Origin of the sequence: Aeromonas sp. s9, from assembly GCF_040907765.1 — a bacterium.
Classification (GTDB): Bacteria; Pseudomonadota; Gammaproteobacteria; order Enterobacterales; family Aeromonadaceae; genus Aeromonas; species Aeromonas caviae.
Map to the genome: position 1 here is coordinate 142,592 of NZ_JBFOCK010000072.1, position 14,310 is coordinate 156,901.

The 14,310-nt window shown below is 59.8% G+C and carries 15 protein-coding genes; 4 read left to right on the forward strand and 11 right to left on the reverse strand.

Annotation, left to right across the window (positions count from 1 at the left end; all coding sequences use genetic code 11):
- From AB5Y54_RS15390 to AB5Y54_RS15410, 5 genes are all read right to left on the reverse strand, one after another.
- Entirely contained in the window at positions 1-204 is a 204-nt protein-coding gene (locus AB5Y54_RS15390) for a tail protein X (RefSeq protein WP_025327452.1), read from the reverse strand.
- The gene (locus AB5Y54_RS15395) at positions 204-674 is read right to left on the reverse strand and encodes a head completion/stabilization protein (protein WP_128313119.1); all 471 of its coding nucleotides are present in this window, start codon (positions 672-674) and stop codon (positions 204-206) included. Before AB5Y54_RS15395 ends, AB5Y54_RS15390 begins: the two co-directional genes overlap by 1 nt.
- Before the next feature lie 97 nt (positions 675-771).
- A complete protein-coding gene (gpM, locus tag AB5Y54_RS15400) occupies positions 772-1,452 on the reverse strand; it encodes a phage terminase small subunit (protein WP_258118641.1) in 681 nt (226 codons plus the stop codon).
- A 9-nt stretch (positions 1,453-1,461) separates the two neighbouring features.
- A complete protein-coding gene (locus AB5Y54_RS15405) occupies positions 1,462-2,514 on the reverse strand; it encodes a phage major capsid protein, P2 family (protein ID WP_161646715.1) in 1,053 nt (350 codons plus the stop codon).
- A gap of 12 nt (positions 2,515-2,526) precedes the next feature.
- Positions 2,527-3,348 carry a GPO family capsid scaffolding protein gene (locus tag AB5Y54_RS15410; RefSeq protein WP_368153983.1) on the reverse strand — a complete coding sequence of 274 codons (822 nt, stop codon included), beginning with the start codon at positions 3,346-3,348 and terminating at the stop codon, positions 2,527-2,529.
- Between the two features lie 149 nt (positions 3,349-3,497).
- On the opposite strand from AB5Y54_RS15410, the gene AB5Y54_RS15415 reads away from it, so the two are divergent.
- Together AB5Y54_RS15415 and AB5Y54_RS15420 are read left to right on the forward strand one after the other, a co-directional pair.
- Positions 3,498-5,264, forward strand: coding sequence for a terminase ATPase subunit family protein (locus AB5Y54_RS15415; RefSeq protein ID WP_368153984.1), 1,767 nt, complete (start codon positions 3,498-3,500; stop codon positions 5,262-5,264).
- Entirely contained in the window at positions 5,261-6,322 is a 1,062-nt protein-coding gene (locus AB5Y54_RS15420; RefSeq protein WP_323957467.1) for a phage portal protein, read from the forward strand. The genes AB5Y54_RS15415 and AB5Y54_RS15420 overlap by 4 nt, the downstream gene beginning before the upstream one ends.
- Positions 6,323-6,688: 366 nt before the next feature.
- On the opposite strand, the gene AB5Y54_RS15425 is transcribed toward AB5Y54_RS15420, so the two are convergent.
- Positions 6,689-7,585, reverse strand: a complete 897-nt coding sequence (locus tag AB5Y54_RS15425) for a hypothetical protein (RefSeq protein WP_368153985.1) — start codon at positions 7,583-7,585, stop codon at positions 6,689-6,691.
- Positions 7,586-7,914: 329 nt separating this feature from the next.
- Between AB5Y54_RS15425 and umuD the strand changes: the two genes are divergently transcribed.
- Both umuD and umuC read left to right on the forward strand, forming a co-directional pair.
- The gene (gene umuD, locus AB5Y54_RS15430) at positions 7,915-8,337 is read left to right on the forward strand and encodes a translesion error-prone DNA polymerase V autoproteolytic subunit (protein WP_368153986.1); all 423 of its coding nucleotides are present in this window, start codon (positions 7,915-7,917) and stop codon (positions 8,335-8,337) included.
- Positions 8,334-9,614, forward strand: a complete 1,281-nt coding sequence (gene umuC / locus AB5Y54_RS15435) for a translesion error-prone DNA polymerase V subunit UmuC (RefSeq protein ID WP_368153987.1) — start codon at positions 8,334-8,336, stop codon at positions 9,612-9,614. Before umuD ends, umuC begins: the two co-directional genes overlap by 4 nt.
- 10 nt (positions 9,615-9,624) lie before the next feature.
- Here the strand turns inward: umuC and AB5Y54_RS15440 are convergent, their stop codons facing one another.
- From AB5Y54_RS15440 to AB5Y54_RS15460, 5 genes are all read right to left on the reverse strand, one after another.
- A complete protein-coding gene (locus tag AB5Y54_RS15440; RefSeq protein ID WP_223956206.1) occupies positions 9,625-9,798 on the reverse strand; it encodes a hypothetical protein in 174 nt (57 codons plus the stop codon).
- A gap of 608 nt (positions 9,799-10,406) precedes the next feature.
- On the reverse strand, positions 10,407-10,598 hold the full coding sequence (locus tag AB5Y54_RS15445) for a DUF3283 family protein (protein ID WP_048209119.1): 192 nt from the start codon (positions 10,596-10,598) through the stop codon (positions 10,407-10,409).
- Between the two features lie 467 nt (positions 10,599-11,065).
- On the reverse strand, positions 11,066-11,416 hold the full coding sequence (locus AB5Y54_RS15450) for a hypothetical protein (RefSeq protein WP_368153988.1): 351 nt from the start codon (positions 11,414-11,416) through the stop codon (positions 11,066-11,068).
- Between the two features lie 12 nt (positions 11,417-11,428).
- Positions 11,429-13,816, reverse strand: coding sequence for a replication endonuclease (locus tag AB5Y54_RS15455; protein WP_368153989.1), 2,388 nt, complete (start codon positions 13,814-13,816; stop codon positions 11,429-11,431).
- Positions 13,813-14,301 carry a hypothetical protein gene (locus AB5Y54_RS15460; protein WP_368153990.1) on the reverse strand — a complete coding sequence of 163 codons (489 nt, stop codon included), beginning with the start codon at positions 14,299-14,301 and terminating at the stop codon, positions 13,813-13,815. Before AB5Y54_RS15460 ends, AB5Y54_RS15455 begins: the two co-directional genes overlap by 4 nt.
- Positions 14,302-14,310 lie beyond the last annotated feature (9 nt).

A 14,310-nucleotide genomic window follows, 5' to 3' on the forward strand; every position in this document is an offset into this window, starting at 1 on the left:
TCAGTCCCATAGCTGGATCAGCGGCTGCTCGGCCTGGGTGGGGGCCGCTGGCATTGTGATGAGGGTTCCGGTCGGGAGGATGGGGCCGAGCGCGGCCAAACCGGGGTTGAGTGCGAGCACCTGCTCGGTGATGCCTGCGGTGTAGCCGTAGTGCCGGAACAGGATGAGGTCGAGGGTGTCACCCTGTTGGCTGCGCAGCTCCATCAGATGAGAGCCACTGTGATGTGGGTGGTACCGAGGATGTCGCGAATGGCAAAGCGGGCGTCGCGGTAGAGGTCGTCAGAGCTGATGATTTTGGCATCGGCCCCTTTGACGCCATCACCGGTGGCGCTGTAGTCGGTGTAACGCTCCAGCAGGTTGGCGCGGGTCATGGCATAGACGGCGCGCCGGTAGCTGTGCAGGTACGCCGATTCGCCATTGATGACCTCGCCCGGTACGGCGGCCAGGGTGGCGACCCCTTCTGCCTCACGGGCGCGGCGCCAGTCAGCCAGATCCCGGTTGACGCTGGTGATGGCGTCGATCACGGCATGCTTGAGGCGGGCCGTGGTGACGGTGCCATCGAGCCGGACGGTGTCGCGCAGGTCAGGCAGCGAGATCGCCGGCCAGAAGGGGATGGAGTCTATCTCCCCTTCGGCTGGCGACGTGGTTGCATTGGCAATGAATCCGGTGCTCATGGTGTTCCTTTTCCGCTTGTTGGGCGGTGGTCGGGCCGTCTGGTATGCGAAACGCATTCGTCAGGCCCGAGCCGCCCAGGGTGCGGGGTTCGCTCGGTTAGCTGCCGCCGCCAGTGGCGTCGGGCTGCTGTTCTTTTTTCAGTTCGCGCTCGAGCACTTCGAGCTCTTTTTTGATGCCGACCTTGTCATGCAGCTCGATGGCGCGCCGGTAGTGCTCGGCGGCCTGCTGTTTGAGCCCATCGGCGAGGCAGGCACGGCCCACCGCCTTGTGCAGCTTGGCGCGCACCTGGTCGAAGATGTCGCAGTCGGCCAACAGGGCCAGATAGCGATTGAGCAGTGGCAGGGATGGGCCCGCGCTGGCTTCTTGCTGCTTGATGGCGGTGTCGGCGACCTCTTCGGCAATCATGGTGGCGGCGGTGCGCTCGTAGCGATCGGGGGTGCTCAGGCCATGGCGGATCACGTAGGAGGCCATGGGTAGGGCCCCTTCGAGATCGCCGGTGTCGAGGTGCCAGAGCATGACGGTGACCAGGACGTCATCTTGTCCGCCCCGGTCGGCGGCCAGCACGCCATCAATCCACGGCTGATAGACGGCCAGCATGGGGCGCTTTGCGTCGATCTTGCGTTCGATGCTCTGGATGCCTTTGAGGGTGCGGCGGTGTTCGGCCAGCTGCATCAGCTGCAGCTCGTAGGCGTTGGCGCGTTGTTGGTCGAACTGAGGATTGGCCGCCCCTTGCAGGGCGGCCAGTTTGCGTTCGCGGTTGCGACGGGCAGGTGTCATATCGCCCCCTTAACCGCCGGCGGCCGGTTTCGGCCCGATGACGATGTTTTCGATCAGGGCGACGCAGTCGTAATCCTCGACCACGTAGGCATCGTTGGAGCTTTCGTAGTTGACGATGCGGTCGCGCTTTGGCTCTTCCTCAATGTGACGGCGGCGGGCGCCTTCCTGCCAGTAGATGGACAGGTTTTCCAGCGTGGTGATGAGCATGGCATCATCCGGGAAGAAGGGGACGCGCACGGCTTTGAGGCCGCCGATCTGCTTCTGGCTCACCAGCACCTGACCGGCCAGCTTGTCCTGGTTGTTGTCAGCGTTGTTGATGATGGGGAAGTATTTGTCGGCCAACAGCTTGCGACCGCAGATGACCACCAAGTCGGTATCGTCCTGATACCATGGGGCGATTGCCTCGTTGACGGCATCGAACACCAGGGCGTCGAGGTTGTGATAGTCGCCTTCTTTGGTGTCTGCGTCGTTCTTCGGTTGGTAGATGTAGATCTTGCCGGAGCCTGCGGTACCTTCATCCATCACTTTGGCCGGTGCATCCACACGGATGTGCTGCAGCCAGCCGATGTTGACGTCTTCCAGCATGGGGTGGTTGGTGCGGTTGGTGTCCGGCGCCACGCTGGTGCCGTGCCAGCCGATCATGATGCGGTCCAGCCCCTGGCGTTTGAGGATGGCGTCGCGGATACGGGTCTGGAAGTCGGGGAACTTGGCCCAGATATCCAACTTGTTGTAACCCAGGCTTGTGTCGTAGTTGGTCTTTGCGCACTCGTAGTCATGCGGATAGAGGGCGCTCGGGTCATTGGGCTCGCGGTCTTTGTCGCTGGTATTGGTGCGGCCTGCGATGGTGCTGCCGATACCGATACCCACCTTTTGCCCCTTCATATCCGGTACCGGGATGACGTTGATCATTTGCAGGAATTCGACCGACTCCTGCATCTTGGTTTCCAGGGTCTGCTGGACGCTGGGCTGCACGTTGAACTGCACCATGGCGTTGGAGATGGCGTTGAGTTTGGCCACCTGGCCGGTGAACTCGTTGAACTTCTGGCGGGTTTCGTTACGCATTGGGCATGGTCCTTAGCAGTCGGTTTGAATGGTGGCGCCATCGCTACCGGTGGCCGGCTGGCGCTTGTGGCTGAAATCTTCCTGGTCTTCCAGGGTGGCGGTGAGATCGGCCAGTGCCTTGGCGGTGGCGTCCAGCTTGCCGGTCAGCTTGGTGATGGTCTGGGCCTGCTCGGTGAACTTCTTCTGCATGCCGGCATCGAGGCTGGTGACCTCTTTTGCCACCGTTTCGACGGCCTGGTGCACGTCGCTGAAATCGGCGGTGGATTGTTTCTTGTGGGTGGAAAACAGGGCGGTAACCCGCTCCAGCAGGCCGGGACCTTTGTCGCTGTCGTCTTCAAATTCGATGACGGTTTCCAGCGCTTCTGTGAACAGGCAGTCATGGTGATACTTGCGCTCGGCCAGCGGGTTGACCTTCGCCTTGCTGCAGAACTCCAACATTTCAGTGCCAAGGCTGGCCGGGCTGTCGGTGACGGCCAGCCCCATCAGGTAGGCGCCCTTTTCGTTCAGGTTGGGGTGGATTTCGACGGAGGTGTAAACCTTCTGGCGTTTCTTGTTCAGTTCGACCAGCTCGGGGGTGGGGTCGATCTGCACGTACAGGGCCAGGCGCTTTTCACCTTCCATGTCGACCTCTTCGGTCTTGGCTGCGGTGATGTCGCCGTACATCTTGAACTGACCGTTCGGGTCATAGCCCCGGATGTGCTCCATATTGACCCGCGCGCCGTAGGTGGACTGGTTGTAGCGCTTGGCCATCTGTTCAATCCACTCGCGGGTGATGGTGCGCCCGTCGGTCGTGCCCCCCTCGACGGCGACGCGGAAAAATTTGGACTTAGGCATGAGCTGGGATCCCTTTGGTGATTGGGTGGTGTTGTCGCGGTTATGGTCTGGGTGACAGGCTGGCTCGTGCAATCGGCGGCCAGTGTGTACGGCGCTGGCACACTGGCGGGGTGGCGTTTGGATGGGTTGTGGCTGGGTAGACTGGCGCCATGACAGCACCCTTACTCTTCCCCCATATCGAACCCCGCAGGCAGGCCATGCACCTGTACTTTCAGGGGTACAAGATCCGAGCCATTGCGGAGCTGCTGGCGACCCCCGAGGGGACGGTCGGCACCTGGAAATCCCGCGATGGTTGGGATGACATCAAACCCATTGACCGGGTCGACTTCGCCATCGAGGCGCGGATGTGCCAGCTAATCGCCAAGGAGGTGAAAACCGGCGGCGATTTCAAGGAGATTGACCTGCTGGGCAGGCAGTTGGAGCGCATCGCCCGGGTCAACAAATACAGCAAGGGCGGCAACGAGGCCGACCTCAACCCCAAGGTGGCGAACCGCAACAAGGGGCCGAAGAAGGCACCCGAGCGCAATGTGGTGGAGCCCGAACAGCAAGAGCGGCTGATCGAGCGCTTCGAGTCCACCATGTTTGGCTACCAGCGCACCTGGTACGAGGCTGGCAACCAGCACAGGATCCGCAACCTGCTCAAGTCTCGCCAGATTGGGGCGACCTACTTCTTTGCCTTCGAGGCCTTCATCGATGCCCTGGTCACCGGGCGCAACCAGATTTTCCTGTCGGCCAGCAAGGCGCAGGCTCATGTGTTCAAGCAGTACATCATCCAGTTTGCCAAGGAGGAGGGGGTGGAGCTCAAGGGCGACCCCATGGTGCTACCGAACGGAGCGCACCTCTACTTCCTCGGCACCAACGCCCGCACCGCCCAGAGCTACCACGGCAACATCTACATGGATGAGTACTTCTGGATCCATGGCTTCCTGGAGTTCCGCAAGGTGGCTTCCGGCATGGCGATGCACAAGAAGTGGCGCCAGACCTACATTTCCACCCCATCCAGCCTTTCCCATCCCGCCTATGCGTTCTGGTCCGGCGCCAACTTCAACCGTGGCAAGGCGAAGGCAGACCGGGTCGAGATTGACCTGAGCCACGCCAATCTTGCCAGCGGTAAGCTGTGCGCCGATGGTCAGTGGCGGCAGATTGTCACGGTCGAAGATGCGGTGCGCGGTGGCTGCGACCTGTTCGACCTGGATCAGCTGCGCAGCGAGTACTCCGAGGAGGAATACCTCAACCTGCTGATGTGCATCTTCATGGATGACACCTCGAGCGTGTTCCCGCTCGTCACCCTGCAGCGCTGCATGGTCGACAGCTGGGAACTGTGGGACGACTACAAGCCCTTTGCCCTGCGTCCGCTGGGTAGCCGGCCGGTGTGGATCGGCTATGACCCGGCCAAGGGTGGGCAGGGGGATAGCGCAGGTTGCGCCGTGCTGGCTCCGCCGGCGGTGCCCGGCGGCAAGTTCCGGGTGCTGGAGCGCCACCGCTGGAGCGGGATGGACTTCGACGCCCAGGCGCGAGCCATCAAGGCCATGTGCGAGCGCTACAACGTGTGCTACATCGGCATCGATACGACCGGGATCGGGGAGGGGGTCTACCAGTTGGTGAAGCAGTTCTACCCGGCGGCGACCCCTATCCAGTACAACCCGAGCGTGAAAATCCAGATGGTGATGAAGGCGCAGGATGTGATGAACAAGGGGCGGCTGGAGTTTGACAGCGGTTGGACCGACCTCGCCCAGGCGTTCATGAGCATCCGCCGCGCCGTGACCGCGGGCGGCAAGCTGCCGACCTTTGAGGCCAGCCGGTCAGAGGAAACCAGCCACGCCGATATTGCCTGGGCCACGATGCAGGCCCTGTTACACGAACCGCTGGCAGGTGCCACCGGTGCCAATACCAGCATGATGGAGATTTTCGCATGAGAAAGCGCCGCCCACAGCGCCATACCTCGCCGATGACGGCGACCCAGAAACCCGGCGCGGCCATCGAGGCGTTCAGCTTTGGCGAGCCGGTGCCCGTCTTATCGCAACGGGAGGTGTTCGACTACCTGGAGGCCATGCACAACGGCCGCTGGTACGAGCCGCCCCTCTCCCTCAATGGGCTGTCTCGGGTCTATCGGGCCGGGGTGCATCACGCCTCGGCCATCCAGGTGAAGCGCAACATCCTGCGTTCCTGTTTCATCCCGCATCCGAAACTGAGTTTGGCCGCCTTCACCGGGTTGGCGCTGGACTATCTGATCTTCGGCAACGGCTATCTGCAGGCTGTGCAGAACCGGCTCGGCGGGGTGCTGCGCTATGACCACCTGCGGGCTAAATACACCCGGCGGGCTCTGGACTTGGACACCTATTGGTGGATTGCCCAGCCCGGGCAGGAGCAGGCGCTGCCGGCCGGGCGGGTGGGCCATGTGATGGAGAGCGACATCAACCAGGAGATCTACGGCATCCCCGACTATGTCGGCGGGCTAAACTCTACCCTGCTCAACGAGTCGGCCACCCTGTTCCGCCGCAAGTATTACGAGAATGGATCCCACGCTGGGTTCATCATGCACATCACCGACGCAGTGCAGAACGAGGGCGACATTGCGGCCCTGCGTGAGGCGCTGCGCCAGAGCAAGGGGCCCGGCAACTTCCGCAACCTCTTGCTCTACACCCCGAACGGCAGCAAGGACGGGGTGAAGCTGATCCCGGTGGCCGAGGTGGCGGCCAAGGATGATTTTCTCTCCATCAAGAACGTCAGCCGCGACGACCAGTTGGCCACCCACCGGGTACCGCCCCAGCTGATGGGAGTGATGCCGAACAGCACGGGCGGGTTCGGCGATGTGACCAAGGCCGCCCAGGTGTTCGACATCAACGAGATCGACAGCATCAAGGCCAGCCTGCTGGCGCTCAATGACTGGGCAGGGGAGGAGGTGATCCGGTTCAACCCCTACAAGCTGGCCGCCGGCATCGAGCAGGCCAGCCAAGGCGACATGCTGCGCTGACCCGGCCTGTGCATCCCGACCACCCCGCCACCTGGCGGGGTTTTCTTTTGCCCCTCACATGGCCGCATCAGCGGCCCGCTGCTGCATCACCGATGCTGGCTATCCTTGCACCCTCGCAGATCCTTTCACGCGCATCCTGAGCGGCTGGCGCAGCCTGCTGCCCCCTGCCAGCACCGCTGGCGCGCAATCGGGACCCCGCCTCGCCTGCGCGCTTCATGTGTGGGAAATCATGCGGGTGAAAGACTGTGGCCGGGTGGCTACTCCCTGCGCCAGCACTGGGCGCGCACGTCCCATTAGATCCTTTTTACGATCCTTCACTTTCCGTCAGATCCTTTCACTCTTGTCAATGCAAATGCATTCTTGCATTTAAGTTCGGTGTATTCGCTTGATAATCTGCACTGATTGTTCAAAGTTGCTTTTATAGAAATATGCATTTTTCTTATTCCATCTTTTTTTCCATGTTTCAAACTCCGGTTTATCTCCATCTAAACCAAAGTAGGTAACACTGCCTTTCATCTTACCTAGCAATGACCATATATGCTCATCCACTTCGTGTACCCGAACACCGATAATAAATATCTTTGAAGAACCGAGCACCTGCTGCTTCCACATGTTGTACTGATTATCAACGTAGTCAGGGCTAATAGTTACTTTCTTACCAACAGCAAACATAGCGATAGCAGGTGCCACACTATCCTCTAGCGCACATTTTTTGAGTGTATCCAATCTACCTAAAGGCTTTATAGGGGCTTGTATATCAGCACGTCCACTTCCATATATTTGGCAATTTCTAAACATTCCTGTCGGGATGTCTGGCCAAAAGTTACTTGAACCATGAATTTTTAACAGCCTAACACCATCTCTTTGGCATGTTGATGAATAATATGTATGTAAACCTAGGCTTGCTGCTGACATCTCAAAAAGCAAGTCATAATTAAGACTGCTATAGATTACCCGATTACGGCCTAAGCTATTAATTAGGTTAACATATACATTTGATTCCGTAGGAATAAAAGAGGCTAAATACTCTGCCAATTCACGTTGAAATGACATTATATTTCCATTTGAATGTTTGTAATATTCAGCCATGCCCTCTTCAAAATTATTGTTGAATATTTCTTTGATGTAGTCTGGCAAGGCTGCTGCTGCACCATTTTTTTCTACCAAATCAGAGAACAGTTGTTTACCCAATGGTGGTGGATATGGGTCTACACCGATACTGCCGAAGCTAGCTCCAGCTCCTAACAAAACAACTACGGCCATTAATACCTCCTTTGATGAAACCTTCCGGTTTATTGGAAAACATTGAAGTAGCTACGAACAGCCTTAATCATCAGCATTAGTGCAATGTACAAAATATGTCACCCTGGCAATTATCATCAGTTTTTGCTCCAGTTATATTGCGGGCATTGTTGCGACAAGTATCAACAGTGCTCTCTTATGAGTCTTTCTTCCACGACATTTAGCTTCGATTTTGATCTCCAGCACACTGCTGCATGTATTCAGAATGACTGGACCCAAACGTCTAACGGTGATCCTCTCTGGGCTGCTTGCTATACTGTATTTTTATACAGCCAATCGAGATACCTCGCATGTTTGCTCAACCCACCCCAGATGCTCCCCTGTTGGAACTCCCCCTGTTCCTCTCCCCGGTGGCCTGCGGCTTTCCGTCGCCGGCGCAGGACTACACCGAGCAGACCATCGACCTCAATCAGCTGTGCGTGGTGCACCCGGCGGCCACCTACTTTGTGCGGGCAGCCGGTGACAGCATGGTCGACCACGGGATCCGCGATGGCGACCTGCTGGTCGTCGACCGTAGTCGCAAGGCGCGTCACGGCAGCGTGGTGGTCGCTGCGGTGGATGGCGAGTTCACGGTGAAGAAACTGCAGCTTGAGCCCACCGTCGCCTTGCTCCCTGGCAACCGGGCCTATCGCCCCATTCATTTCAACGATGGGCAGGAGCTGGAAATCTTCGGAGTGGTGGCCTTTGTCGTGCACCAGGTGGACAGCCCATGAACAAGCGTTGTGCTGTTGCCCTGGTCGATGTGAACAACTTCTACGCCAGTTGCGAGCGGCTGTTTCGCCCAGACTTGAAGGGGCGGCCCATCGTGGTGCTCTCCAACAACGATGGCTGCGTGGTGGCCCGTTCGGCAGAGGCCAAGGCCCTCGGCATCAAGATGGGGGTGCCGTATTTCCAGATCCGTCAATTCTTCGAGGCCATGGGCGGGGTCTGGTTCTCCAGCAACTACGCCCTCTATGGCGACATGTCGAACCGAGTGATGACCATTCTGGAGGGGATGGCCCCGGCAGTGGAGGTCTACAGCATCGACGAGGCCTTTATCGAACTGAGCGAGTCCTGGGCGGGCGACCTGGTGGCCTATGGCCGCCAGATTCGCGAGCGAGTGCAGCAGTGGACGGGGCTTGTGGTTGGGGTCGGGATCGGCCCCACCAAGACGCTCGCCAAGCTCGCCAACTACGCCGCCAAGAAGTGGCCCGCCACCGGCGGCGTGGTGGATCTGCGGGATGAAGGGCGGCGCGCCCGGCTGATGGCGATCACCTCGGTGGACGAGATATGGGGCATTGGCCGGCGGCTCACCGCCAAGCTGGAGGCCCAGGGCATCAAGACCGTGGCCGACCTGGTCGCCGCTGATCCCAAGGCGCTGCGGCGCCGCTATGGCGTGGTGGTCGAGCGCACGGTGCAGGAACTGCGAGGGATCCCCTGCGCCGAGCTGGAGCAAGAGGCCCAGGCCAAACAGCAGATCATCTGCTCGCGCTCGTTTGGGGAGCGTATCACCCAGATCGGCCCCATGCACCAGGCGCTGGCCGGTTACATGGAGCGGGCCGCCGAGAAGCTGCGGGTGGAGGGGATGTGCTGCCGGCACGTGACCCTGTTCATTCGCACCAGCCCGTTCAGCGACCGGGAGCCCTATTATGGCAACCAGGTGAGCACCAAGCTGGCGATGCCCACCCATGACACCCGGGCGCTGCTGGCCCTGATCCCGGAACTCCTCCCCCGCATCTGGCGCGATGAGCAACGATACCAGAAAGGGGGCGTCATGCTGGCCGACTTCACCCCCGCCAGCATGCAGCAGGGCGACCTGTTCGCCGCACAGCAGCAATCCCCGCGCAGCGAGGCGCTGATGCAGGTCATCGACAAGATCAATCAGGGGCGGTTGGGGAAGGTCTACTTCGCAGCCCGCGGCCGCGACACCCGGGAGTGGATGATGAAGCGGGAGCAGTTAAGCCCCCGCTATACCACCGCGATCGGCGAGCTGCCGGTGGTGAAGGCATAGCCAGCCTCACTCAGTGAATGGTGTGGGACTTGCGCTGGGCATCCAGGGCCTTCATGGCAAGCACCACCAGGTGTCGTATGCTTGACTCGACTCTCCCAAGCGGCATTGGGCGGTGATCGTCAGTGATTTTCCCAGCGATAAAATACAGGTCTTCCAAAATAGCTTCGATGGATGGCTCTTGCATTCATGTACTCCCGACAGAGGTTCATTAAAAATCGCTGACCACTGGATAGTGACCATCGAAAGAATTTTCACGCAGATAAAACGATGCCACCCTCAGCGAAGGGAGCGCGGTTTCTTGGTTGCTTGGACCGAATCTTATGCGCCAAAAATATTATTGGTCAATGGCCTTAGTGAAATAAAATATTAAATAATCCCTTGGGTCGCCTAAACATCATCGCCATAGGCAAACCATAGTTATGCCTCAGTGTCCGAGCTGGACAACATCCTAACAAGTCAGTGAAACCGTGTCTTGCGTGGACATTCACCCCAGATGAGATGGAAGTGGCGGTTTGGATTTTAATAACCCATCCAATGGTGTGGTGGGCAATGTTTAAATGGTGGCATGTAAGCAATTCACCATCACCAAAATGATATTATCTTAATATTAAAAGGATATGTATTTCATATTAAAAGCACATCTTTTGTATATGTGTCGCATACGTATTTCATATGTTTTTCCCCAGTTATATACCTATTGTGTACCTCCTATGTACATAATAGGTACACAACATCGAATATATTAAAAAGCCCCCTGCATGAGGGAGCTTTTAAACTGATTGGTAGATGGTGTTATGGTCTGGTCCGGTACTTTGCCAAGGCCTTGGTGAAGACCTCAAGCTGATGGCCGGTGAAGGCTGAACTGTCCAGCTCTGCCGTGGCCAGCTTGCCGTTGCGTTCCTTCCACACCGCATAGGCAGCCGCTTTGTCGACCTCGATCAGGGCCTTTTCCTCCCGGGGGAGGTCACATAGGTTAAAACTCACTTGGCACCTCTCTTCGTTGGACAGTTATGGTAATCGTTGAAACGTGTCCGGTCACGATTTTGGTTTTAAGGGGGGCCCACCAAGGATTTTAAGACCGGTCACATTGGTGCCTTTCTTAAAACCCGTTGGCTACAGTGCAAGGGTTTTATCTCCTGCTGTCTTCCAGCATGCGCTTTCCCCTTTAAACGCCCCATTGCACCCGACAGGTAAAGGGTGGTTGCAATGCTTACATACCTGCATTTTCAGATTGTCCGCCTGCGACACCCACCTTTCCCAGTCCCGCCGGATCAGGGTACTGATGTACTCGTCGGCAGAATAAGGCTGACCGCTACCAGCCCGAACTATGCGTAGGTGGTTGAGTTGTTGGCGCTCCCGTTCTGACATCCTAACCTCAACGCGAGTGATGTCTAGGGCTGACTGTCTCGCACGCTGGGCCTGCTTTCGCTCCCTCGCCTCCTTTGGTTTGCTCATACAGCCCTCCTTCTGGCAAACGCTCCCTGTCGCGCCCGGGTGGCCTTCCATACTTGCTTGGGAGCTGGGCCGACAGGCAGCACCCGCTTTGCCTTCTTGGGTGGGGTGATGGTGTCCAGCTCGCCCTGGTAGAAGGGGAACCAGGCATCCTTGAACCGGATGACCCGCTCCATGCGGTCGAGCAGCAGATCGCAGAGATGGCGGTCAGTGGCCGGCATGCTGTCGAGCGTGCTGGTGATGGCGGCAACACCCGCCGATCCCGGCGGGTGTTGCTGGAGGATGGGCCAGAGCCGCTGGCAGAGCGGCAGCAGGCGATCCACGTCGGCGCGAGTGATGGTGTTAGTCATGACTGCTGCTCCTTAGTCCACGCCCAGGCGCGCCCGCGCCTTGGCAATATCCGCCTGATGGCGGTCGTTGTCGGCTTGCATGCTCGCGACGCGGGCCTGCTCCTGTTCGGTGGGCTGGTAACTGGCCCGGTCCTCTTCGTCATCCAGCAGACGGGTGAAGATGGCGATCGCCTCTTCGGCCTGCGCCAGCGGCAGAGCTGCCAGCCATTCCGTGACGTTGCCGCCGGAGTGCATCAGCTCGCGGGCCTGCTGTTTCAGCGTGTCGCTGCTGGCGGCACGGTTGCTGGCCTGCTCTGCCTCGACCTCGGCGGTCAGCTGGTCGGCCACCGCATCGCCAGCACCCGGCCAGTTGCGGGTCACAATCAGTCGATCGCCGACCAGTCGCACATATTGGCCGTCGGCGTGGATGATGCTGCCGTGCAGCAGCAGGGCGGCGTTGCTTTCATCAAGACCCATTCGGCCCAGCTCTTTAGCCAGAGCGGATCCTTTCACCCCTGATTTGGATCCTTCCGTACAGTTATTGACAGAACTCCGAGGGGGGCGGCTGCCGCCGCCTGAGGGCAACTCGCTGCGCTCGCTCACTGCAGGCTCGCGCTGCTCGCCCAAACCCGACCCGTTGACCCCCTTGCGCACTATCTGCCAGCCCTCGGTGCGGGTGATGGCGGTGGTCATGCCGATGTCGGTGATCACCCCCATCAGGCGCAGCACATCCTCGCCATACTTGTTGGCGGCTTCATCAAGGCGCTTGGAGAGGCGGATCAGGTGCTCTTTGCGGGGCAGGTCAATGCCGCCCATGGCGTCGATAAAGTCGCCCCAGCGGTTGTTGTCGGCGGCGGTGCGAGCGGCTTCCAGGATGCAATCCCACTCGATTACCTCGTCACCCAGGCGGCGCAGTTCGCGCCATACGCTCACGGCCGGGCCGCCTATCTGCTGAAACTGGCGTATACGCCAGCAGCTCGCCCAGGCCGCGACCGCGATGGTGGTGTGGTCGACCGGGGCCTCTGCTTCGTAGTCCATCCCGACTTTGTGGCCGTCGATGTTCTTGGCGATGTACTTGGCGATATAACCGGTGGCACTGCCTTGGGTTGGGTCGATCTCCTTCCAATTCACCCGTGGGTTGATGGCCTTGACCACCGCCGGGCTGCTCACATCGAGCAGCCACTTGATGCGCGGCATCTTGTTGCGAATTTTCAGTTCGGCCAGCGCATCGAGCTGGTCGCCGTTGGGCATTTTGAGCTCGGCCCGTTCGGCGGCGGTGAAGTGGTAGGCAAGCAGGGTCAGAAAGTCGCGTTGGTGCTCGGGGTTGATAAACAGCAGGCAATGCCAGTGCGGGGTACCGTCGTGGTGCGGCTCCACCACCCGAAAACCGAAGGCCATGATCCCCTCGCGGGCCAGTGCCGCCCGAAAGCGGGCCCACTGCTTGCACAGCAAGCGGTTGGTCTCGGTCGGGCAGGCGCCGTTGAACTTCTCGTTCTGGTAGGTCTTCGCCTTGTCTTTGCTGCCCTGGCGCCAGGCGTGATAGCTGGAGGGGGCGGTCAGTGTGAGGAACAGGCCCAGTTTGCCCTGCTCCTGTGCCATGTCTTCAAAGCCCCGCATGCGCACCATGAGCTCATGACGGCGGATCTCGGGGTTGGCGACCGAGCCCATCACCGCATCGACCAGGTCAATCTCTTGCCCCAGCTCTTCGTTGACGGCGCTCATGCCTGCCATCCACGCCTGCTGAGCCGCCTTGCGTTGGGTGAACTCACGCACTGCGTGCGCACTGGCGTAGGGGCTGACCCCCTTGCGCACCTGGCCGGTGAGGATGGCAATCAGCTCGCAGTAGATGGCCCAGGCGCGGTTGATCTTGCGCAGCCACCACGACTCGTCGAGCAGGCGCACCAGCAGGCTGGCGGCGGCTCCCTCGAACTTGTCCACCTCGTCAGCCAGATCATCCCGCTCTTCCTGGCTTAGGGGGCGGCCCAGCAGGCGTTCTACCTTGGTGCGTGGGTGAACCGGCAGGGTGGGGCAGAAGTGCCACGCCTTGGCCTGGGCCCCGATATCGGCCAACAGCTCCGTGGCGGTGCGCTCATGGCCCGCCGCCGCCAGCAGTTGCTGGCAGCGACGGGCCCACTCGGCGGCGACCAGCTCGCGGCGCACATCGTTGCGCAGGTCGATCACCGGTACCGGGAACCGGCTCTGTGCGGCGGCGCAGGCATCGACCATGCGGCGCAGCCAGATGTTGGCGGTCTTGGGATTGGCCGGGTAGCGGCGCAGGAAGGTCGCGGCCAGCGGCTTGGCAACGTGCCACTCAATGCGGGCAAGTTGCTCGGCCGCCCCGGCCATGTTGATGGCGTGGTGCCCGACCAGGTAGTGCTGGGGCAGCTGTATCCCGTGCAGGTTGGTGATGGAGTCCATCATTGGCACACCCCGCACTTTTCGTTCACATACTCGTTGGGTTGCAGGTACCGGCCGCAGTCGCTGCAGGTCGGTACCATGTCCAGGGTGGCGAGCCGATCAGACCAGCAGGTGGCCTCGCAGAAAAACAGGCTGGTGAGCCGGTTGCCGACCAGGATGACCGGACGCACATGGCCGAACTCGCCGCAGCAACTGCAGCGCATCGAGGGGCGGGCATTGGCCGGGACGGTTTTCACCACGGTTTCACTGGCGGCGCGGGCCAGCGGCCAGCAGGTTTCGACGCAGTAGGGGTAAGAGCGGCGACCGTGTCGGCCCGCAACCGGCAGGCAAACCGCCATCTGGCGGCACTTGGTGCAGGGTTCAAGCGTGACTTGGGCGGCGGTGTTGATTCGGAATGCAGGGCGCACCTTGACGTCCTGCAGCCGGTTTACCCACTCGTCGGCCATCCATTCCAGTTTTTCAAGGCTCTGCTGGTCCACATTCGCCAAGTCGTAGAC

Coding starts and splice junctions, on each gene's coding strand:
- AB5Y54_RS15420 (WP_323957467.1), top strand. CDS start 5,261: ATGAGAAAGCGCCGCCCACAGCGCCATACCTCGCCGATGACGGCGACC.
- AB5Y54_RS15455 (WP_368153989.1), bottom strand. CDS start 13,816: ATGATGGACTCCATCACCAACCTGCACGGGATACAGCTGCCCCAGCAC.
- AB5Y54_RS15425 (WP_368153985.1), bottom strand. CDS start 7,585: ATGGCCGTAGTTGTTTTGTTAGGAGCTGGAGCTAGCTTCGGCAGTATC.
- umuD (WP_368153986.1), top strand. CDS start 7,915: ATGTTTGCTCAACCCACCCCAGATGCTCCCCTGTTGGAACTCCCCCTG.
- AB5Y54_RS15440 (WP_223956206.1), bottom strand. CDS start 9,798: ATGCAAGAGCCATCCATCGAAGCTATTTTGGAAGACCTGTATTTTATC.
- AB5Y54_RS15395 (WP_128313119.1), bottom strand. CDS start 674: ATGAGCACCGGATTCATTGCCAATGCAACCACGTCGCCAGCCGAAGGG.
- AB5Y54_RS15410 (WP_368153983.1), bottom strand. CDS start 3,348: ATGCCTAAGTCCAAATTTTTCCGCGTCGCCGTCGAGGGGGGCACGACC.
- AB5Y54_RS15415 (WP_368153984.1), top strand. CDS start 3,498: ATGACAGCACCCTTACTCTTCCCCCATATCGAACCCCGCAGGCAGGCC.
- AB5Y54_RS15390 (WP_025327452.1), bottom strand. CDS start 204: ATGGAGCTGCGCAGCCAACAGGGTGACACCCTCGACCTCATCCTGTTC.
- AB5Y54_RS15450 (WP_368153988.1), bottom strand. CDS start 11,416: ATGACTAACACCATCACTCGCGCCGACGTGGATCGCCTGCTGCCGCTC.
- AB5Y54_RS15405 (WP_161646715.1), bottom strand. CDS start 2,514: ATGCGTAACGAAACCCGCCAGAAGTTCAACGAGTTCACCGGCCAGGTG.
- gpM (WP_258118641.1), bottom strand. CDS start 1,452: ATGACACCTGCCCGTCGCAACCGCGAACGCAAACTGGCCGCCCTGCAA.
- umuC (WP_368153987.1), top strand. CDS start 8,334: ATGAACAAGCGTTGTGCTGTTGCCCTGGTCGATGTGAACAACTTCTAC.